Here is a 22,572-nt window from a genome sequence, read left to right as displayed (position 1 = left end):
TAACACTGTTACATAAATATCGGTATCCTGTAACTGTTATATGTGTACATCCACGAGCCTTCATTCTGTCCAGAAGTTCTACTTCGAGTTCTTCAAATGTTTTAATGTGTTTTGGCATAATTGCATACCTCCTTATCATGAAATAGTTTCATAATAAGGATAAGCTATATATCGTTATTCGAGAAGATTTGGGTAATCACCCCACAAGAGTGAGTCAATGTGAAACTTCTCGAATAATAATAATTCTCGGATAATCGAAATACCCTGTCCCGGACTTCATCTGGGATGAATATCATCTTGATCAGGAGATCAACAACAGAGGCATCGCTCTGGATATGGATGTGGTAGAAAACGCCATCACCTTTGATGAACGTTCCAAAGCTACCCTCTCCGAAACCATGCAGGATATCACCGGCGTAGAGAATCCGAACAGTGTGGTTCAGATGAAAGCCTGGCTCTCAGAGAACGGCGTGGAAGCAGAATCCCTCGGAAAGAAGGATGTGGCAAAGCTGATCGATGATACTGACGGCCAGGTGGAAGAAGCCCTTCGGCTCCGCCTGCAGCTTGCAAAATCATCTGTGAAGAAATATCAGGCTATGCAGAACGCTGTCTGCAATGATGGCAGAGCCCACGGCATGTTCCAGTTCTACGGAGCCAACCGCTCCGGAAGATGGGCAGGCAGGCTGATCCAGTTGCAGAACCTTCCTCAGAACCACATGCCGGATCTTACAGAAGCCAGAGCCATTGTTAAATCCGGCGATTATGATACTCTGCAGCTGCTCTATGATGATATCCCGGATACGCTGTCGCAGCTGATTCGGACAGCCTTCGTGCCCCGTCCCGGATACAAGTTCATTGTCAGCGACTTCTCTGCCATCGAAGCCAGAGTGCTGGCTCACCTTGCTGGTGAGACCTGGCGCTCCAAGGTATTTGCGGAAGGCAAAGATATCTATTGTGCCTCCGCCAGCCAGATGTTCGGCGTCCCGGTTGAAAAGCATGGAATCAATGGTCATCTTCGACAGAAAGGTAAGATTGCAGAATTGGCTCTCGGATACGGTGGCAGCGTTGGTGCTCTGAAGTCAATGGGAGCCTTGGAAATGGGACTGACCGAAGAAGAACTGCAGCCATTGGTCAACTCCTGGCGAAACTCCAACCCGATGATCACAGCCTTTTGGTGGGACATTGACCACGCTGTCAAAACTACGATCACGCAGCGCATTCAGACTGAAGTACGCGGAATCCACTTCTTTTATAAGAGCGGAATGCTCTTCATCAAGCTCCCGTCAGGCCGACTGCTCTCCTACGTGAAGCCCCGCATTGGAGAAAACCAATATGGCGGAGAATCCGTCACCTACGAAGGGGTTGGCTCCACCAAGAAGTGGGAACGCATCGAATCCTACGGTCCGAAGTTCGTGGAGAACATCGTCCAGGCAGTCAGCCGCGACATTCTCTGCTACGCCATGAAAACGCTCCGGCACTGCTTTATCGTCGGTCACGTTCATGATGAGCTGATCATCGAATGCAGCCCTGATGTTGATCTGGATGTGATCTGCAAGCAGATGGGCAGATCTCCGGACTGGATGCCGGACATCCTGCTCCGTGCCGATGGCTATGAGACTAATTTTTACAAAAAAGACTGATATGAAAATAGCGGCTCCCGGTTCATCGCCGGAGGCCGCTGCTTCAACTTTTTATTTACATCAATTCAATTGAATATCCATTGCGTATGCATAGGAAATAGTCTCTCCCGTCTTTGTGGCTTTATATCCCTTCTCCTTATGTGAGTAGTCGGAAATCTCCACTGATCCAAAGGTCTTAAACTTCTCGTATATACGGTTCAGTACTTCTATCTCTGCATCAGAAAGCACACCTTCAGGTATATCACACTCTGGAACTACCTGATGTTTTTCATAGCCGCCATCATAAAATACATCGATGTGGGCAATATGATCTGCTGCCATTTTTCCAAGAATCATATCAAAATGATCTGGCACTGGTCCATAAGGCAGATGCGCATATTTCAAGCCAGATATTGATACTCCATTTTCTTTATAGAAAATCATATCTGAGTAGTTGAGCAACTTCATAAGCTTTGTTTTTAGTAATTCAGTGCTCTTATTCGCAAAAAACAGAACCATGGCGCAGAGCTTCTCATAATCAAACCCCTTGAATCCATTTTCCTCACAAGGAACTCTGGAGAAAAACAAATCAAAGAACCGTCTACCAACTCGATATTCCGTATCTTGCTCAAGTTTATCAACAGTATCAAGCAGTTTTGCTTTTTGCCTTTCATCAAGGACAATCTCATTCTCCGTCAGATATGTCCTCATGTTTTCAGGCTCACGCAAGAATAGAAGAAGACTATTATGAGCCTTATCCTGGATAGAGCCATTCTCATATCTACAGATAGTCTTATCTCCCCAGTTCAAGAGCTTAGCAAAACTCCTCTGACTGAGCCCATACTGTTCTCTTATTTTCTTAATTTCCTCTGGCAGCAGAAGCTTATGCTTTCTACGGTATTCGTTGTATGCATTAATAAGCGTGGCGTTATCAAATTCCTCACAATAGAACTCTTCTCCACACTCAGCACAAACCAATATCTGGGCATCAACTTCGATTGGCTCTCCACAAACATCATACGTTTCTTTCTTAAAAACTACCTTAGTCCCGACTTCTTTTCCACATTCCTCGCAATATTTCTTCATCGACGCCACCTCCTTTCCTAAGCAAAATCGTCCTCGTGGAATCCAATACATTTCAGGATATCTTCTCCGTTCTCCTGAACAATTTTTACTTTTACATAAAATTGCATTCCATCAATATCTTTTTTGAATTCCCAAATGTCTCCAGGACGATTAGGATCATGATCCTGCTTAGGGCCTTTGTAGTAATCACCGACAACAAGCCCTAAAATCTCATTTTTTGCATCTGTGATAGTAAGACCATGTTGCGCCAATGCTTGCATATTTTTTCTTCTTGGAACAAAATCGTATTTTCCTGCAGACAGTAGCCGTTTGACCTCAGCAAGATATGCTACAATCTGCCCGTTGCTTGCTTGATTACTCACTCAGATACCTCCGTGTACTTTATATTATACTCAAGAATCCTAAAAAGTCAAGAAAAATGCGGTCATATGACCGCATTATGACGAATCACCTTTATCGTGGTATCCTACACATACCTGTATTTCCCCAAATCCCTTGATCCATACTGACAAATGCAGCTTTTATTTTTTCTCGATGCACATCCGATACAGGAACCGCCAGATAATCTCTGACGGAACATCTCGGAAATGTAATTTTCAATATCCTCGATTCTGGCACCCCGGTTATTCCTCCAAGCTTTTCGCTGAGCTCACGGAAGTAAGCATCTTCCTGTTTTCTGCTCCGATGGTTATATATCAAAACGCTTTGCTTCTGTCTAATATAATCCGCCACCTCTTCATAAAATGTATACTTTATACTCTTAGCCGATCTTTTTCCTACCGACTTTACAAGCATACCGTTGTCCGGATCCATAAAGACAATATCCAATCCCTTTAATAAAACCAGAGCTCTCTTATGCCATTCATCGCGTCCGGCAACAGTAATCGGTTCACTATAATATCTTGCATCAGGAATAAAATCTCCTCTTTCCAGGCTCTTGATGGAGCGATTATTCGACTTTGCGATCTTTGTCAGCTGCTCTGCCAGCGGAGTATCGCATACCTGTAAATATTCAGGAATTAGATATTTCCCATCTTCCTGCTTATATGTGCCATCCGCTTTTTTCTCTGTATCCATCGGTTCGACACGGTACCAGTTCACTCCGACAGATAATCCCTGAGTCTGCAAAGCTTTGAGCAACCCAATCTTTCCATAATCGCCGATGTCACCGGCATATCTATCCTGCATACAATCACCTACGCAGCTTCCCCGAAGAATTTCTCCGCGATCTCGTTCAATTGGTTTTTGATCATATCGAAATCTCCGTCCAGATTCAACGTTCTCACTCCAATCTGATTTCCGCTCATACGGTATTCTTTCTCAGGATAGATTTCCTCATCTGTCCTTGCATACAGAAGCATCCCTGCGACCTTGTGTGGCTGATCTGCCAGCTCTACTTCTTTGTTCTTTACATAGGTGAATATCTGATACAGGTTTCCGGAATGAAGTGTGTTTTTATCATACTGACGTTGTGTCGTATGTGCATAATACTTCGCGTCAATAATCAGAGTTTTTTCTTCCTTTGTCAGCATTATGTCTGTCTGCATAACCGGAAGCATGTCTCCAAAATCATCATCAAGTTGCCACGGGATCTGAGATGCATTAGCGGTCAGCTCCGGATGCTCTTTTCGATAATATTCCAAAATAAATTTCTCATACAGGCGGTACATTCTTTGCTCATCTAGGAAATCCATCAGCTTCGTTGTACCATCGGATTGAGTCTGCAACAAACCCTTAAATACAAGATAGCAGATGGAAATTAGCATACGGTATGTCTGATTATTACGGTTATACTGCATATTCCAATTCACAGAATAAAGATCAATAACATTCACGTCCTCAAAGAAAACCATCAGTTTCCTCAGTTCCTTTTTCCTTGATTTGGATATGTCCCCTTTTAACAGAAGAAGAACTGTGGATTTGATGATCCGATTCATAACAGAATTCACGGAAAAATCATCATATGAACAGATCATCTGCTTCTTCAGAAATGTTTGTGTCTTGATAGATTCAGAAATATCCAGTTTTCCGCGAAGTGATGATAAAGCCTCAGTCTGAGGTATGTATTCCTTCCCAAGACCGCGCTTCACCTGAGTGCTGATTCCTCTTGCAAGGATTGCAGCACACAGCTCAGCAGTATTATCAAATTCTTCCGTTGCTATATTCTTATAGCCCTGCTCATTCAGAACCTGAAAAGCATAGGCAAGCATATAGTATATGTTCTGAATTCTTATCACTTAACAGCACTCCTTAGGTTATCGCTCCATTCTTTGACCTTCAGTGGTTCATCAAACCAATACTCCTTCAGCATCGGGATTAGTTCGTATTCAACAATGCTCTGGAGCTTCTCATCAGTCACTTCATCTGGTTCCATATTACAGAAATAGCTATGACCAATGCAGAAGCCTTCACCCAGCGACTCATCCGCTGTAATCTTCTCGTTAAGGCTCTGTACACATCCTACAAGTGCCTCAAACTTTTTATTGTCGAGACTATCTCTATAAGCACGGAATCCTTCTGTGGTAAATCCCGGCTTCAAATCAAAGAATGCAAATCTTCTGCGTAAAGCGTAATCCAGCATTGCAAGGCTTCGATCTGCAGTATTCATCATTCCTATGATGTAAACATTCTCCGGCACGTAGAACATTTCATCACGATACAATAGCTGCAACTTGTTCTTGCTTCCGCGCTTATCATTCTCAATCAGCATAAAAAGCTCACCGAAAATCTTGCTCAGATTTCCACGGTTGATTTCATCGATGATGAAAAAATACTTATTATCACCGTCTCTCTCAGCCTTCTTACAGAAGTTATAGAAAGCGCCGGTCTTTATATCAAATCCGTCAGCAGAAGGTCTGAATCCCATGATGAAATCCTCATAAGAATAACTCTGGTGAAACTGAACCATCATAACGCGGTCTACATCCTTCACTCCCATAATAGAATATGCAAGACGTTTTGCCACAAAGGTTTTACCCACACCAGGTGCTCCCTGCAGGATGATATTCAGCTTACTGTCGAGTACTCCAACGAGTTTGTAGTAGGATTCTTCATCCATATATACTTCATTCAAGAAGTCTTCAACAGAATACGCCGGATAATCAATAACCTTTGTATCCTCTTCTTCATCCTCAATACCGTCCTCGAAGAATCCTGATATTTTATTCGTAAAATCAGTGTAGTTTGTGACATCTGTCAGAGTCTTCATGGCAAACATTTCATCGCTCTGCCAGCTACCTTTATGAGTCCATTTCACCTTACGAATATTCGGATATTCTCCATCATGATTATCATCATACTCATAATCCGATTCTACGACTCCGCGTCCAAGGATCTCACTGCGACCACGCTTAGCAAAAATCACATCTCCAGGCTTAATGTCATGAACAAACTGCCACACAGCATGTGCAGAATTCTTATATGATGAATCTCCACCGTGAATATCTCTCAGCTTCTGAGCCATTTCATCCTTGCTGGCATATGTATTCAGATCACCAAGCTCATCCCAGCCAAGACCCATTATTCCAGCGGAATAAAAATCTTCCCACATGGAAGCGCCCTCTCCCGGAGCATAAAGCCAATAGTGAACTGTCGCCACATCAGCGTCGCCAAGGGAATTCTTTTCTTTGCTCTTCGCTGCATTATCCGCCACGCCGTTCTTGAATATCTCAGAGGCAAGTTCATCTGTCATCTCTACAGTCTGCCCCTTATCCGTCAGCGTCCAGATACCATAAACCTTGTTATCTATAAAACCTGCCTTTACCAGATAACTTCTGGCAAAAGCCACTTCATTTTCAAACTTGTTGACATTGTTTTTTCCGCGTGTTGCATTTACTTCCTCAGCAGAAAGGTTCTCGTTTTCTATTATTTTCTTTCGTGTATCTTCAGGCGTAGCCGATCCTCCGAGATCACGCAGAGCCTGAAGTACAGGTCTGAACCATCTTAGAAAAGCTGCGTTCGACTTCCCAGTTTTAGCTTCTTTTTCCATCTCACTGTTTTCAACAGATACAACCCACGCCTTGTAAGAGAGCTCAGGGAACGATGAATAGCCATACTCTCCAGAGTCTATTGCAGCTTGGCACTTGTCACGAATAGAAAGATATTTTTCAGCAGCAGGAACTGATTTCAGGCTTTTCATCTCCGCAACAACATTGGCAGATATGTTATCCGGATTACTCATAAATTCTCTGTTTCGGGAATCAAGATTGATGAAAGTGTATGGGCGGATCCAGTACAGCCCCATCGTAAGATTCCACCGAACAGCAAACTGAGACTTAACCTGATCATAGGCTGAAATAAATGCTGCTCTGCTCTCTTCAGAATCTCTCTCCGCCAGGTTGATGGCAGTTTCAAATGCAGTCCAAAGATTGTCTATATCGTCATCCTTGCGACGGTCATCGCCCTCAAACGCATAAAATGTAGCCATCATATTGTTCAGAACAGGGATTCCAGAAAAATCATCCGGAACCTCTGCTGCAATATCGAATTCAGCCTTGATTCCGCCAAGGATGCTTACACGGTTCGCGTCGGTGATGCCCTTATTAAACAATCCAAAGATGGTAAAAGGATCAATATCCTTTGGAATATTATCCTTTTCAAGCTTCGGAAGCTTCATTCCAATGTCGGAATACACTTTCTGAAGCTTCTCAATCAGAGAACCTCTGTCTTTTTTGTATTCCAGTAGCTTGGTTGCAAACTCCGTATAGAAGCCCACCCATTTGAATTGTTCTGCCATAATACCAGCCTCCTGTTATCTTTCTTACGCCGCCTGCTTGTAGTGCGTATAAATATGTTCATATATAGCCTTCCGGTATGCTTCCAGCCGATCAAACATACTGTCCGGAATCTCTTCATAAAGCACATTTCTGATCAGAACATCAACTGCTGCCCTGGTCTCCTGCTTATCCGTCCAGTGATCCATACCGGCGATTCTTTCCTTTATTTTCTGAAGCAGGTCTTTGGACATCTTCTTGATCTTATCTATATCGCTCTTCGACAGATTCTCTGAGAAAAGCAGATCATAAATCGACAGCTCTTCATCACTGGAGAATCCTTCACGGGCATATCGCTGTTCTTCCTCTGACATACTCTTTGCCAGATCCATGAGCTCCATAAAGGTCTTCTCTATGGTCGTCCGATCCTGCTCCGCGTTATAGGTCTCGATGATTCCCATATAGCGGACATAATAATCAACGCGTGACGGATTTACAGCCATCATCTTTGATAAGCGCTCCTGCACCAGATCATTCAGGTCTTTGATCATCAGATTCTTTCTCTTCACCTTTGCAAACTCTGCTGCCAGCAGATCAAAGTCAATCTGACTGATATCAAAGCGCCGGGACTCCACCAGACCTTCGCCTTCCTGATGCTCAATCTCCACATTTTCATTGATGATATGGTTAATCTCCACCATCAGATCTGTCGTATCAATATGCTTACGCTTCTTCTGCATCTCCCGGAAAATAGCGCAGATAGCATCCGTCTGATCACGGACATCCTGCGTAACATCATTACGGTCAAGATACTTAACCAGCCTGTTGATCTCGTTCGCATATGTATCAAAAGATTTTTTAGTCTCCGGATCAGAGCACATTGCTTCTGCTCCGTCCTTGAGCAAAGCCATTTTCTTAAAATTCTCAGCCTTGATCAACCCATCCAAGTCAAAATCACGCTCTGCCAACAGCTGCTTTGCATCTGCGGCAGCTCTTATAATCTGCCCAATCAGTTCCTCTTTATTAACGGTCGGATCGATTGCATTCCGTCCGTTCTTATTTGCCGTATAGTCATTCAGCGCCTTCTTCAGCGCTCCAACAATCCCTATATAATCGATGATGAGACCGTTGCTCTTGCCGGCAGCAACACGGTTCGCCCTGGCGATTGTCTGCATCAGCGTATGGGCTTTCAGCGGCTTATCCAGATACAGGCAAGACAGTGACTTAACATCGAAACCGGTCAGCCACATCGCACAGACGAACACAACACGGAAATTGCTATCGGAATCCTTAAATTCCTTATCCAACTCCCGCTTCTCCATCTTTGTCCTGTGCGGCAGAATATCCAAATCCCACTTCTTAAAGGTCTGGATTTCATTCTGTTCCTGGCTGATGACCACGCACATCTCGGTGTCCTTCATCCATTTCAGCTTCCTGGCCAGCTCCATCTGCTCCTGATCAGAAACAGTGCTTGCAATCTTCTGTTCAAGTGCTTTGATTTCCTCCTGCCAGTACTCCTGTACAAAGTTGTACATGCGGACACAGGTAACCTTATTCAGGCAGACAAACATAGCCTTGCCGGTAGTCCAAAGATCACTGTAATGTCCGACAAAGTCCTTGGCGATAGCACGCAGACGCGGCTCTGCAGTCAGAAGATGCACTTCCTTCTCAAACTCATGCATCACCTTTTCTGCCTGATCCGGATTCAGATCCGCTTCTTCAATGGCATCCAGGATCTTATCCGTGATATCCGGATTCTTGATCTCCTTTATCTTATCGCCACGGTTTTCGTAATAAAGCGGAACCGTAGCCTTATCTTCTACAGCACGCTTAAAGTCGTATACAGAAATATAGCCCCCAAATGTTCTGGCCGTAATCTCGTTGGAGGATAACAGCGGTGTTCCGGTAAATCCGATGCGGGATGCTGTAGGAAGTAACTTTTCAATATTATCAGCGAATACGCCATACTGGCTGCGGTGCGCTTCGTCCGAAATAATGAGGATATCATGATCAGGATAGATTGGCGGCTCATCCGGCTTATTAAACTTCTGGATCAGTGTGAATATGAAGCTCGGATTCCCTTTCAGTTTATTGACCAGATCCGTTCCGCTTGTCGCCATAAATTTCTTGCCCTCGGTCTTGCCAAGAAGGCCGCAAGCCTCAAAAGTTCCGCAGATCTGCTTGTTCAGCTCATCACGGTCTGTTAATACAACAATCGTCGGAGATCCAGGGAATTTCCTGCGAATCTTCTGCGACAGGAACAGCATAGAATAACTCTTGCCCGATCCCTGCGTGTGCCAGAAAACACCCAACTTTCCTTCACGAAGCTGGCGTTCTCCATATGCCTTCACTGCTTCATTTACTCCCAGATACTGATGGTTCCTTGCCAGAATCTTTACAGTCTTTCCATCGGAATGATCATAAAGAATAAAGTTCTCATACAGATCAAGGAATTTCTCCTTCTTGCAGATACCTCGGAGCATGGTTTCCAGCGCAACACTGCCTTCATCATCCTCTGAAAGACGTTTCCACTCATGGAAGAATTCATACTTACTGCCAAGCGTTCCGACCTTTGCTTCCATGCCGTTTGAAAGCATAAGGAAGGCGTTGTAAAAGAACAGGAACGGAATCGTATCCTGGTAGTCTGTGTAGTTGTCTGTGTATGCATTCTCTACATCCACGTCATTCCGCTTCAGCTCTATGAACAACAATGGCAGGCCATTCACAAAACCAACGATATCCGTCCGACGGCGATACAGATCTCCATGAATCTTCAGTTCCTTTACGGCAAGGAAATGATTATTATCAGGATCATTAAAATCGATTACAATGGCCTTCTTCTCTTCGGTCTTGCCGTTTGGCTTCTTAACAGTCACCGGAATCCCATCACGGATCATGAAATACTTCTCTTCGTTGATCTGAAGCAACGATGCTGAAGAAAGATATGATGAAAGTGTCTGCCTTGCTTCTGTGATCTGTGTATCCGTAATCCACGGATTCAGTTTCTTCAGCGCTTGGTTGAAGTATCTCCACAGGACTATCTCATGATAGTCCTTCCTGCCGAGAGTACCGTTATCTCCCAGCACTTCCTGATTATAGGCAAAGACGACATCCCACCCCAGCTCATCATGCATAAGAGCTGCCGCACTGTCCTGGACTAAAACATTTTCGGAGTATTCATATTTCATAAGGGATGCCCTCCTTGTAATCGTTTCTGAGGTTTATACTGACCTCACAGTTCTATTTCACCCGACATTAACTTTGGAAGAAGACGGTCACGCGCTTCAGAAGCCGCAGCCATTTGTTTTTGCAAGATACCGATTTTATTGAACAGCACATCCGCCTTTGCACAATAATGAGTAATCAGCTCTGACTGTGGAATCAGCATTTCCATTGCATTTATATCTTTCGCATATACATGAGGCTGAGCGGAACCTTTCTGTAGCGCATCTAACTGGTATTTATTCGCCTTAAGAAAACAATATACAAAGGAGATGCTCTTCGTCCTTTGAATGTCAGCAAAAGAACAATCTGATGCAAATACATCTTCGTGATACATTCTACTGAAACCTGCATTTGCACCTGAGCCGCTTACTGTTATTACTGGAGCTTTGGTATTAGCTTCATTATGGTAATACGCAGGTTCAAGACCACCAGCTACTACAGGTACATTTCCTTCCTTGACTTGGGCTTTAGTTATTGTTTTCCCCCTACGGAATTCAACAATTTCACCTAACGTTCCCATATGCCACCCAGTTGGAATGCCATTATCAATCTCCGTATTCTCATATCCCGGAAAGCGAAAATCCATAAACCATTCCTTATACAGCCTCTGTGCTGCTTCCTCCAGCAATATGATTTGCTTCTGATTGTTCTCAATCAAATCCTCATATGCCGCCAGCACGTCAGCAATTCTTTCTTGGATATCAATCGGAGGCTTTGGAAACATTATTGTAGACAACTTCTGCCATGAAAGATTGTCTTGCGCAGTGCCTTGTGAGATTTGACGCATATCTCTCTGTAGCATATCAAAAGCGTATTTCACGAATCGGACATCCGAAACCCCTTTATGCGGAATAAACCCCATTATGCTATCAGGGAAACAAGCATCAATCCCCAATATCGCTGTGTCTGCTATATTTGCAGCTATTGTGATACAGAGTGTTCCTTTGTTCCATAACTTGCTTTGAGATAAGCCCTTTTCATTGTAAGTATCACTATACGAAGTAATATAGAAAGGTGCATCTTTCACATCAGCTGTCTGTATAAAGGGATAATCTCCCCCAAACAGAGAAGCATCGTTTCTCGGTCTATGTTTTGATTTTCCTCGTGAAACATCTCCTAATTTGTCTAATGTCACATATTCCCAATTCATAGTCCCATCTCCTCCATGTTGCGGGAGATAATCTCTATAAGACGATTGCTCTCCTCTTGCAATTCAAGGAGTTCTTTCTGAATCTCTTTCATGCGATTATTGAAATCAACTCCATCATCTTCTACCGGAGCGACACCAACATACGCACCCGGAGTCAGTGACCAGCCTTTCTCTTCTATAGAAATTGTGCCGTCTTCTTCTGGTTTATTTTCTTCTGTTGTATATGCGATCTTGCAAAGACCGGGAATGTCCTGATACTCGCCATCACCGAATTTGCTGTAAAGCCATACGGCTTCTTTGGCTATCGTGAGCTGTTCTTCCTGTTCGGCAATCTTTTCATCAAACTCGGCCTGGATCCTTTTCTTGTCCTTTTTTGCAGCGGAGTCCGTAGCAGCCTTAGCCTCACTTCTCAGTTCTTTAATACAATTATCCTGAACATGAAGGATCTCCTCAAAATCACCATCTCCCAAAACAGAATGGTATTCCTCAATAAGCTGCTGGTACTTGTCAGTTTCTCCACGATACAGCCACACAATGGCATTCATGTTTTTCAGCTGCCAGTCGCTCCATTCATTAAGGGTACGATCTACAACCGTGAAATAATTTCTGGCATCGATAAACAACACCTTGTCTTTAAGGTCTTCTGCCTTTCCCTTGTCGAAAAACCACAAACTGCAAGGCAGGCTCTTAGTGTAGAAGAAATTATTACCAACGCTGATCATGACATCCACATGACCGGTCTTGACTAGCTGCTCTCTGATATCCTTATCTTTTCCCTGGCTGTCTGTTGCTGAAGAAGCCATAACAAAACCGGCTCTTCCAGTCTCGTTAAGATAGGCATAGAAATAAGAGATCCACAGATAGTTTGCATTGCCGATTTCATTCGCCTTGTTCACGCCCGGCAAACCGAACGGTAATCTTCCCGCATTCTGAGCAGCCTCTGCTTTTACCTTGTCCACATTGAACGGCGGATTTGCCATCACATAATCACAGCATCCCACAAGATTATGGGCATCATTATAGAAAGTGTTGGCTTCATTTCCGGACTTGATCACACCGGTCAACCCATGAACCGCCATATTCATAAGGCAGAGCTGAGCATTATACTCTACCTTTTCCTGTCCATAGAACGTCATAGCTTTATTAGCAGACATTCCCTTACTATTAACGAAATCGCCGGACTGTACGAACATACCACCGCTTCCGCAAGCAATATCCGCCAGCACCCCGGAAGTCGGTTCCAGAATATTTACGATCATCTTTACGAGCGATTTCGGTGTAAAGAACACACCGTCATCAGAAGCTACTGCCGGAGCAAACTTGCTGAGGAAGTATTCATAGATACGTCCAATTACATCGCCGCCCACATCATCAAGAGCATTATTGTTAAAGATACGTAGTAACTCAGCCAGCAGATCATCAGCAAAATTGGTATATTCTTTCGGAAGAACGCCGGCCAACTGTTCAGACTGAGCCTCAACCAGCTCTATCGCATGGTTCACGACCTCTCCCAGGCTGTTCATCTGCTGCCCATTTTCAGCAATGATATTCGCTGCCTTAATATCCTCCGGCAGATTAACAAGATATGAATACTGTGCTTCCTTCGGAAGATACAGTGCACTCTTCTCTGCGAAGTCAGAAGCTTCTACAGGCATCACACGACCATTCCTGACCGGTCTGTCCTTCAGGATCTCTTCCTCCACCTTCTTAAATCTGCTATATGCATATCTCAGGAACAGCAACCCCAGTACCGGCATACAGTACTGCTGAGAAGTCAGCTTTGATCCCTGGCGTAATAGATCCGCAGCTTCCCAAAGGTCTGTCTCCAACTTTTTAATGCTCTTGTTGTCCATTCTCTTTCCTCCAACTGTTTGTCTCTGCGGAGCTTACACTCCTTCATTTTCATTCTATTCTTTATGCTGTCCTAAAAAACGGACTCATTCCTGATTCTTCAGATACAACTCCGGCATACTGATTTCTATCAGCTGTGCCTCTCTCTGTACCGTCGTCTTTTTACAGTCCAGTAAAGATCTTCTCAGTCTTTGACCGTCCAGTGTATCCTTTACATATTTGTTCCTGTTATCAGTAATGTATGTAGCAGCCTCTCTTGAAAAGCCGTTACGCTGCAGCATAATCGTCAGCGGATTAACTGAGCCGTACTCAACATACTCATACCAATCATTCCCAAAAGCCTCTTGCCCTATGAAATCCTTATAGGCTGATGAAAATGCCATAAAGTAATTGGAGAAGCTGAACAGGATCACATCATTTATTTCACTGAGCACATCAGCCGCAATCTGATTATTATGCTCAGGGCAATCCCTGTAATCTTCCCTTGAATGATCCGGCATGTACACCTTCTGTCCACTTGTCTTTTTATACTCTATAGAGTCCTTAATCATTTCCTGAATACTCATTCCTTTGAACCACTTAGACAGTGATACAGCATGCCGTTTCAGGACAGGATGTTCTCCGTTATCATCCTTATTGCCAATCAAGGAACGTTCATATTTCTCCCAGTTAAAGATTTCGCCCAGCTTTTCCAGGAAGCCCATCAGCTCGGCATTGGAAACATATCCATAAGCATTTACTTTTGGATATCGCAGTCCCTCTTTAATTGCCAGATAAAGTCGTTCTGACTGATCAAGCGTAACATTAAGGTCCTCCAGTGATTGTTCCTTCCCTTCAAAAGCTGTCTTGATCTTACTGACCGCTTCTTCTGTAAGATAATCCCCGAACTCTTTTCGGATTCTGCTGTCCTTGTTATTCAGAATACTTCTGAGTAACATGACAGCAATTTTCCTCATCAGGGAATACTCATTCTGGTTCTGAGTGCTTGTCTTATCAAGCTCCATATTCCCTTGAATCAAGCTCTCAACGATTTTCTTTTTCTGATGCTTTGTCAATGCTCTGCTGACGGACAACTCCTGTTCCGGCACAGCCTTCTGAAGCATCTCAACATACTTCTGTGAATCAGCATCTTTTTCCAATGTCATCAGATATACGTTGCCGTACAGGTTGTATTGAATCCTTCCAACACGTCCAAGCAGATTCTTAAACGAAACCTCATCCAGCTCATTTCTGCCGTTCATGTAGTGTGTTACGAACAGATTGTCCGCAGGAAGGTTTACGCCCTCCAAAAGCGTACTGGTGCATACGATGGTGTGGATCTTCTTTTCCTGCCGGAAAAGCTCTTCCACTCTCAGCCTGAGTGCTGCAGGAAGGTATCCCATGTGATAGGCAATACCTTTCTTTATTGTCTTTGCCAGATAATAATCGTCATACACTACATCCTTTATCTCATCGGAAAGTGCATCGAGATCAGGATCATTTAATGGTGGCATCATGTCTGCCAGTCTCTGGGCATACTCTGTCACTCTTGCTTTGGAATGACAATAAATCAGGTTCTTAGATCCTTCACCAAGCTTTCTGATCAGATCATAAAATCCCTCATTTGGGTCCAGCTTCGCAGCATACGTCAGACACCTGCGTATTGAGTCGTAGTATTTGACTTCACCCCTGTTAATATCCACCAGTATTTTCATCTGGCTCACCGGCGTGTAATTGGTGGACAACTTGTTTTTTTCCACTTCTACACTATCCGGGATCAGCTGAAGATATATTTCCGGATTCGGTATATTCGGCGAAGCGAATATAAACTTCGGCTTCGTCTGCCTTGCGCTCAGTTTTTCCACTACGGAATAGTAGAACGCACTTCTCGAATCCTTAGAGGATATCTTATGTGCCTCATCTATAAAAATATAGTCCAGTGGCATATTACTGTATAACGTCAGCAGATATGCCATTCTCTCCGGTGTCATGATGAAAATGAAGTGATGATAATCCTTCAGCACAACTGCACCGGCAGAAGTGACTATTCTATAATCTTTTTCTGTAAAAAAGCCTTTCAGCGCTTTCGTAAGCTCGCTCGTAACCTCATTGATCAGAGCTTTCGTCGGTACTAGTATCGCAAAATTTGATCCCTTGTCAGCCATAACCTGATTCCGGATAAATGTCTGCATCACAAATGATTTTCCCATTGATGTCGGACCCGAATAGCTGAAGCTCTGATCATTAAAATGATCGTATACCTGTTTTTGCGATCTGAAGAAATGCTTTTCCTCATCCCCTGGCACCTCAAGGTATTCCTTCATCAACTCCGAATATAGCCTTTCAAACAAGGAACTTCCCTTGTAATCCGGAGACAAAATATCTCTTCCTCGGAAATTCGCTGTATTCGTAAGTACAGATCCGGCATAAAACGACACATCCTCATCATTAGGAAAAAGAAAATCCAGTATGGTCACTATTTCCTGTGCCAGAGACTTATGGATCTCCGAATCATCTGAGAATACCGATTTTGAAAGAATATCCGCGAATCTCAATGTGTCTATCTTTTCGGTTTCTGTGGGAATGTCCTGCCCTTTGCCAAACCTCCTGATCGTATAGCAACGCAAAATCTTATCGTACAGCTCTTTCAGATAGTCGTTATCTAGGATGTCCTTGTATATAGCATCTGCCAGCCGCAGCGGCTTATCCGCTTCTGTAATATCCGGCATTAGTCGTCACCTCCAAGCAGCCTGTCCATAATCTCTTTCTTGTCTTCCAATGCCTTATTTAATGGCAGCACATACACATAGAAAGAGCTACGGCTCAGGTTTAAGCTGTTAATTTTGTCCACGATATACTGAACATGATTTTGTATATCGAGAACCATCTTATCCTGAACTGCTTTTCGGTACTGATCATTCGTGTATTGATTAGGATCCAGACCTATGGTGTATCCGATAAACATACCATAGGCGTTATCTACTGGTATTCTTGTTTTGCTGGGGAGCAGTATTTCTTTCAACCTCGCAGTAGTATCTTCATCAAAAGAGCGTCCCATCACAGTGCTGTCTACGACCTGCCGTTCTTTTCTCTGGCCATTAGACACTGCTGCAATTTCTTCAAAAGCCTTATCAATAGCATCCTGAATATCATCTATAATACCGGATGCGCCATATACCAGCTGATACGCAGGGGTCCCAGCACTTCCAACGGATAAAAGATGTACCCCTTCGCTTTGTGCTTTGTAGGTACCTCCGGCTGTTACCTGCTCATACTTACTCAAAATCTTTGGAGCTTCCAGAACGTGTTCAAAGAAGCAATAGTCAAGGATTTCTCCAAGTTCACTTCCGGTTCCCTTTTCTCCTGGATTGCCAGTCTTTATCAGTTTTCTTACTGCCTTAAGCGCGACCGTCCTGTCTTTTCCGGCATCGACCAGCTCATCCAGCTCAGCTCTCGAAAATACATACATCCCCAGATTATCTTCCAGGAATTCCACAAGCGGATCGTAATTAAACTGATTTGTTTCAATATCAAGGCAGAACAACTTAAGGTCATTACGATTCAAGAGATTCAGTGTCTCCTGATGGGTGACCTCTTCAAAAACGGTATCAAATTTTTGGTTTAAAGTTCGACTTAAAACCTGATCCGCCATTGCAATTCTCCGCCTTTCACATTAATCTTCTGCACTCGAATTATTATCGGCAGCCTCTCCGGATTTTACCCATTCATCTACTTCCGACAACTTGAATTTCCATAGCCTCCCCATCTTATAAGCAGGCATATTCTTTTTAGCAATCCACTGTAGGATGGTTTCTCTCCCTACGCCCAGATGCTCCTGAACTTCTTTCAGTGTTGACCATTTTTCAATTGTGTTGTCACTCATCACTATGCCTCCGTTGACTCCCGTGACTTATTAGCTACTGTAACTGTAAATTCAAACAACCATTTCTCACTCGGAAAACAATCATTCCCCGATGAATCTTCCATTTTCCACGTACTTGTAAAAGTGTTCTCGTTTCCTCTTGCGTCAACCTGTATTATGACTTCTGCCGTTTCACCAGGATCGGTATCTGGTACATCTATCTCATACACATCTGTCTTAATAGACTGGCTCTCTTTCGTCAGACATACAAGCCGTCGATCCCTCCAAGGTACTTTTCCGTCATTTCTTATCAGCCACACATGATCAAACTTTTCGTAAAACCCCTTGTCATAGTGCCGGGATCTCTGCCCATTCACTATCCACGCTCGGTCTCCTGAATGATACGGTGCTGCTATAACAGTCTTGATGTCAGCTCCATCTCTAAGTTTCCTATATGACGATGCAACAATATCATCCGCCGCATGATCCGCACCTCCGACCTCAACCAAACCGAAAAACTGGGCAGCCAGAGCTTTACACAAGCAGTCCAAATCTATTGATTTGTCAGCAACTTTGAAGGCATTCGCAATGGTTGATACCTTCTTTTTATCTATATGGGTTAAAAAATAATTTGCAAGCTCTTCAATCCGATATGGTCTGGGAAAGCCATCAATCATGTCATCTGTAATAGGCTTCGATCCATTGCATATTTTCTTCGCATAATCCTCATCTGATGAACTTGGAAAACGATCATATCCAGAAGCTTTAAATACCTCTCTCATGAACCGCCCCTGACTCATGGATGACCCAAAGCTCTTTTTTACCGTATCAGAATAGGCTTTTATCACAATCACATTACTCATCTCCGAAAAGTCCCTTTATTTCAAGGCTTTGCCCCGCTGAAAGTCCCTTTTTGGCTTGGTATCCTTAAACCATCAGATGAAAAGAGGAAAGGATAAGCGAAAGGGTACAAAAACTCAAAATATATTTTACCATAATCGCTTCCATAAATCAATGTTTTTGGCGGTCTTTGGTTATAAATCGACTCAAACAGACTTTTCATTTGAAATCGTCTGCTAACGTTGGGCCCAGCAGATTGAGCGGACAGAATTTGGAGGTAAAGTACATGTTCTGTTCTCACGAAGATTTGCTCATCAGCATTCAGGATGCAGCCAATCAAGTCGTAAACGAATACGGAGAAGATGTAGCAAAATCCGTATTCCAAAGATTCGGAGCCACTTGTGCAGAAGATCTTGATCCAAGCGACTATGAAGCAGCTTTCAGCGAACTGTACCTGATGGCAAACGACAACTAAGGCAAACAGGAAGACGTTCCTGCAAGTCATCCGTCCCGAGCATGACAGAATAAAGGCTCTTCACACTGAAAACGCTACCTTTAGCGCTGAAGGAGGTTCTGCCGGTTTCAGTGTGAAGTAACAAGTAAACACCAGCCTTAAGCAGAACAGCTGGCTATTCAAGCAAAACAGGAGGAATACCTGTATGAATGGCCGACTGATTAAGACAACAGAATATCGCCATGCGGTTTCCTCCGCGTCAAACAGGAGGAAATCTCATGACGAACAAAGACAAAGATCAAGTATTAATTCCGATGGTCACCACCATCGAAGCTGCACTGGATTATGGATTCTCCATGAAGGATATCCGCATGTGGAGAATTGGTAACCGCATGTGTACCGTCATTCTCGTTCCCGGAACCAAGGAGCAGTACGATTCGTATCTCAGCTCTTTTTCCAAGGAATTCAAGGCTGAGGATCGCGATAAGCGCTGCCAGATCAGTGACGGCAAAGGACATGCTATCCGCTGCCCTGAAAGCAATAAGTGCAACGACTGCCCTTTCTATCACTCTCTTGACAAGAAAGGCTACGGAACTCTGACCTTTAGCGATCTGACCTGGTCAAATGAAGACGGCGTCGAAGAAGCTTATGAGCCGGTTGCACCCGAAGGTTATGGCAGTGCCGAACGTTACTTGGAACTTCTTCAGGAGCTTATGGGCTATGTCGGAGCAATCTGTCCGGAATATGCCCCGGTAGTTAAACTGCTTTCAGACGGTCTCTCACGCCGCGAAATCGCTAAGGAGCTCGGAGTGCCGAAGTCCACAGTGATCGACTGGGTAAGGAAGATTCAGGTGCTTACACTCAAATTTATGGAGGATATCATCTAAACTCATCCTCTGACAAAAAGACAGGGAGCACATTACCGGCATCGGTAGTGTGCTCCCCTATTTTACTTATGACCTCTTACAGTGATCTGATAGACATCATGATTTTTGATAGACTTGACCGCCTGTCGCAATGTCCGTGCCCGCCCATGCTGATGGTACGGATGCTGATAGCGGTGTTTGTGAAAGATAATGCACGACCCGTCACTCGAATAACCGGTGCTGTGTAAATACCAATAGTGACCGGTACACTTTGACTGGATTGTGAGATCGTATGGATCCATGACAATCATCCTAAAGTATTCAGTGTCGATCGCCTGTAGCTCTTCAGTGGTAAACATCTTCACCACCTCGCTCCCTGTTCTGCCACCATCTGAGCTCGAATTTTGACCTTCTCCGCCTCGTATCTCTTCTGTAAGGCTTTCATCTCCCTGTCCATGAACTCAGCCTCAGCGGCCTTCACAGCAGCTCTCTCGGCATCCTGGGCGATTACTATCTTACCATCCTCGCAGGTGACGGAAATATAATCCCCAACGTCAAAACCAGCCTCCTTCAACCACTTACCCTTCAGCATGATGGTAGGTGTCTCCCGGTACTTGTATCCGCTCTGCCCATAGACCTTAATACTTCTTTTCTTCGACATAATGATTTCCTCCTTCGGTTTACTCTGATTTTCGATTTAATACTCTGTTTACCCGACATATTCAGATCGCTCTCATACGCACCACCGCCTTTCCTGCTCCGGAGAAAAAGAAAAGAGCTACCAATGCTTTTTCGCATCAGTAGCTCTTACTGTTGGTTCCGTATGATATTATGATGGTTATTTCTTGTCCTGCTCTTTCTGGGCATCCTTGATTCTGTAGTAGTCTTCCATCTTCAGATTCAGGTGCACATATGAGTCAGGTTTTCGGTTGCTCAAGAGGCACACAGTCTCCACATGTGTCGTCACTCTCTGGTGAACACATTTCCACCACCACGTCTGCGCCAGATGAACACATTTTTGTGCTATCATTTTTTGTAGTTATTTCATCATTATTATCAACAATCACTGCCAGCTTTTTCTCCATCTTATGACACCATCTTGCCTTTCTCTGAATTCTTTTTCTCTTTAAAATGTTCTTTTGCATTTGGTACAACACCCGACTGATTTCCCTTTAATACAAAAGTCAGTTTATACGGATCTGCTGTTCCATCTTCGTTGTAACCACCGACTAATACTCTGTCTATGATACTTTCAAAGACCACTCTGTCAAATTCATCCAGAATCTCTTCATTTTCCAGTGTCAGACGAAGTTCCGCCATTCGCTTTCCTACATCTTTTTGCTTGTTGATACTCTCGTCTAATAATTGTTTCTTTCCATCAAGTACATGAAGTTTTCGATTAAATTCAATCATTTTATCATCGTAAACTTCTTTTGTTATTGTACCATCAATCAGCATATCTGTCATTCTGCTTTTTTTGCTTTTCAAAGAAGAAATATCTTTATCAAGTTGCTGTCTTCTGCGAACATCCTCTTCATTCGTAAGAGAACTTTCCACCGCTTCCATAACAACTTCTAACACATCTTCAAAATTCCCAGCCAGCAGACCAAAAGCTTCTATAAATGCTCCCTCCAAAATCGCTTCATCAATCGCCTTACAATACGGACAATTCTTGATTCCATTCTTCGTAGCATTCATACATTGCCATACTGGCTTTTCATAATCAGAACGGCTGTGTCTGGTTCGTCTCGTCAGCTTATGCCCACAAAAAGCACATTCACACATACTGCTAAACGCATACTGTCTGGTATATCGTTCCCGATTGCCTGTAGTTTCCACTACGATATTCTTATTTCTTTTCAGACGGATTCTTTCCGCTTCATCCCAAACCTCTCTGGAAACAATGGCTTCGTGATGATTACGAATATAATACTGCTCCTCCTCTCCCTTATTTGCCAGTCTGCGCTTGGAAATCGGATCTGTGGTAAATGTTTTTCCAAGAAGAATATCTCCCTTGTACTTTTCATTTTTAATAATCCCCATCACTCCATGAGTGTGCCAACTGACCTCACCTTTTTTGTTCCTCTTGCCCATTTCCACCAATCTCTTTGCAATGGTCGTAGTTCCATATCCCTGCAAATACATATCATAGATAAAACGAACAATTTCTGCTTCTTCCTCGTTGACCGTTAAGGTCTTATCCTCAGGATGATAATCATAACCAAGACAACCATTAAAACCAATCATCTCTCCTCGCTTCATTTTCATTTTAAGTCCCATCTTCACATTCTGTGATAAGGATTCCACTTCCTGCTGTGCCATCGAACTTAAAATAGTAAGAAGCATCTCTCCGTTCATATCCATTGTATTGATATTTTCCTTTTCAAAGAAAATGGCAATATTACGTTCTCTAAGCATTCGCACATAGGAAAGTGTATCCAGCGTATTTCTTGCAAATCGTGAAATAGATTTTGTCAGAATCAAGTCAATTTCTCCATTCTGGCACTTCTGTATCATTGACTGAAATCCCTCACGCTTATCTACCTTTGTTCCTGTTATCGCCTCATCAGCGAAAATACCAGCATTGACCCAATCCTTGTTGGTACGAATCTTATCTTCGTAATAAAGTTTCTGTGATTCAAAACTTCCAAGCTGATCATCGTCATCTGTCGATACACGACAATACGCAGCCACTCTGATCCTTTCTACTTTTAATGCTTCTCCTCTTACCCTACCCCTACTGTTCGGTGCAGTTCTTGTTGCTTCTAAAACTTCTACTCTACCCATAGGCATCCTCCTTTAAAATCTTCATTCATATAAAAATGTCAGCTATACAAAAGATATTTCCTTTGTACGCTGACATTATATCGTCTTTTTAAATTGTTAACGAATGTGCGAAAAAAATTTAAGTTTCCGCCGTTGTTGCTT

At 43.4% G+C, this 22,572-nt stretch carries 17 protein-coding genes and 1 pseudogene; 3 read left to right on the top strand and 15 right to left on the bottom strand.

Features of this window, described 5'->3' with window-relative positions; genetic code table 11:
• Window positions 1-254: 254 nt before the first annotated feature.
• Window positions 255-1,640, top strand: a pseudogene (locus ACTNBF_RS09995) (DNA polymerase); the annotation flags it as partial.
• 60 nt (window positions 1,641-1,700) lie between these two features.
• Here ACTNBF_RS09995 and ACTNBF_RS09990 read toward each other — a convergent pair.
• From ACTNBF_RS09990 to ACTNBF_RS09935, 12 genes are all read right to left on the bottom strand, one after another.
• Entirely contained in the window at window positions 1,701-2,705 is a 1,005-nt protein-coding gene (locus ACTNBF_RS09990) for a type II TA system antitoxin MqsA family protein (protein WP_441036840.1), read from the bottom strand.
• Window positions 2,706-2,722: 17 nt separating this feature from the next.
• Complete coding sequence (locus ACTNBF_RS09985) at window positions 2,723-3,067, bottom strand: type II toxin-antitoxin system MqsR family toxin (protein WP_441036839.1); 345 nt, start codon at window positions 3,065-3,067, stop codon at window positions 2,723-2,725.
• Window positions 3,068-3,158: 91 nt separating this feature from the next.
• Window positions 3,159-3,893: a hypothetical protein gene (locus ACTNBF_RS09980; protein WP_441036838.1), complete on the bottom strand. Its 735-nt coding sequence runs from the start codon at window positions 3,891-3,893 to the stop codon at window positions 3,159-3,161.
• Window positions 3,894-3,901: 8 nt separating this feature from the next.
• Window positions 3,902-4,942: a 5-methylcytosine-specific restriction endonuclease system specificity protein McrC gene (gene mcrC / locus ACTNBF_RS09975; RefSeq protein ID WP_441089192.1), complete on the bottom strand. Its 1,041-nt coding sequence runs from the start codon at window positions 4,940-4,942 to the stop codon at window positions 3,902-3,904.
• Complete coding sequence (locus ACTNBF_RS09970) at window positions 4,939-7,440, bottom strand: AAA family ATPase (RefSeq protein WP_441089191.1); 2,502 nt, start codon at window positions 7,438-7,440, stop codon at window positions 4,939-4,941. Before ACTNBF_RS09970 ends, mcrC begins: the two co-directional genes overlap by 4 nt.
• 24 nt (window positions 7,441-7,464) lie before the next feature.
• A complete protein-coding gene (locus ACTNBF_RS09965; RefSeq protein ID WP_441089190.1) occupies window positions 7,465-10,605 on the bottom strand; it encodes a type I restriction endonuclease subunit R in 3,141 nt (1,046 codons plus the stop codon).
• A 44-nt stretch (window positions 10,606-10,649) separates the two neighbouring features.
• Entirely contained in the window at window positions 10,650-11,792 is a 1,143-nt protein-coding gene (locus ACTNBF_RS09960) for a restriction endonuclease subunit S (RefSeq protein ID WP_441089189.1), read from the bottom strand.
• Window positions 11,789-13,645 (bottom strand): N-6 DNA methylase, encoded by a 1,857-nt coding sequence (locus tag ACTNBF_RS09955; RefSeq protein WP_441089188.1) that lies wholly within the window; start codon window positions 13,643-13,645, stop codon window positions 11,789-11,791. The genes ACTNBF_RS09960 and ACTNBF_RS09955 overlap by 4 nt, the downstream gene beginning before the upstream one ends.
• Before the next feature lie 84 nt (window positions 13,646-13,729).
• On the bottom strand, window positions 13,730-16,351 hold the full coding sequence (locus tag ACTNBF_RS09950) for a DEAD/DEAH box helicase (protein WP_441089187.1): 2,622 nt from the start codon (window positions 16,349-16,351) through the stop codon (window positions 13,730-13,732).
• Entirely contained in the window at window positions 16,351-17,274 is a 924-nt protein-coding gene (locus ACTNBF_RS09945; RefSeq protein WP_441044072.1) for a HamA C-terminal domain-containing protein, read from the bottom strand. The genes ACTNBF_RS09950 and ACTNBF_RS09945 overlap by 1 nt, the downstream gene beginning before the upstream one ends.
• A 21-nt stretch (window positions 17,275-17,295) precedes the next feature.
• Window positions 17,296-17,505 carry a helix-turn-helix domain-containing protein gene (locus tag ACTNBF_RS09940; RefSeq protein ID WP_441089186.1) on the bottom strand — a complete coding sequence of 70 codons (210 nt, stop codon included), beginning with the start codon at window positions 17,503-17,505 and terminating at the stop codon, window positions 17,296-17,298.
• Window positions 17,506-17,507: 2 nt separating this feature from the next.
• A complete protein-coding gene (locus tag ACTNBF_RS09935; protein ID WP_441089185.1) occupies window positions 17,508-18,347 on the bottom strand; it encodes an NBR1-Ig-like domain-containing protein in 840 nt (279 codons plus the stop codon).
• Between the two features lie 263 nt (window positions 18,348-18,610).
• Here ACTNBF_RS09935 and ACTNBF_RS09930 point away from each other — a divergent pair, with 263 nt between their 5' ends.
• Window positions 18,611-18,799, top strand: a complete 189-nt coding sequence (locus ACTNBF_RS09930) for a hypothetical protein (protein ID WP_441089184.1) — start codon at window positions 18,611-18,613, stop codon at window positions 18,797-18,799.
• 257 nt (window positions 18,800-19,056) lie between these two features.
• Window positions 19,057-19,665, top strand: coding sequence for a helix-turn-helix domain-containing protein (locus ACTNBF_RS09925; protein WP_441089183.1), 609 nt, complete (start codon window positions 19,057-19,059; stop codon window positions 19,663-19,665).
• A 340-nt stretch (window positions 19,666-20,005) separates the two neighbouring features.
• Here the strand turns inward: ACTNBF_RS09925 and ACTNBF_RS09920 are convergent, their stop codons facing one another.
• The 3 genes from ACTNBF_RS09920 to ACTNBF_RS09910 all read right to left on the bottom strand — a co-directional run bounded on the left by ACTNBF_RS09920 (window position 20,006) and on the right by ACTNBF_RS09910 (window position 22,431).
• The gene (locus ACTNBF_RS09920; RefSeq protein ID WP_106788984.1) at window positions 20,006-20,305 is read right to left on the bottom strand and encodes a SymE family type I addiction module toxin; all 300 of its coding nucleotides are present in this window, start codon (window positions 20,303-20,305) and stop codon (window positions 20,006-20,008) included.
• A 177-nt stretch (window positions 20,306-20,482) separates the two neighbouring features.
• Complete coding sequence (locus tag ACTNBF_RS09915) at window positions 20,483-20,674, bottom strand: hypothetical protein (protein ID WP_441089182.1); 192 nt, start codon at window positions 20,672-20,674, stop codon at window positions 20,483-20,485.
• A 56-nt stretch (window positions 20,675-20,730) separates the two neighbouring features.
• Window positions 20,731-22,431, bottom strand: a complete 1,701-nt coding sequence (locus ACTNBF_RS09910) for a recombinase family protein (RefSeq protein ID WP_441089181.1) — start codon at window positions 22,429-22,431, stop codon at window positions 20,731-20,733.
• Window positions 22,432-22,572 lie beyond the last annotated feature (141 nt).

Origin of the sequence: Bariatricus sp. HCP28S3_A4 (genome assembly GCF_052066395.1) — a bacterium.
GTDB lineage: Bacteria > Bacillota > Clostridia > Lachnospirales > Lachnospiraceae > Allocoprococcus.
This window is presented reverse-complemented; position numbering and strand designations above follow the sequence as displayed.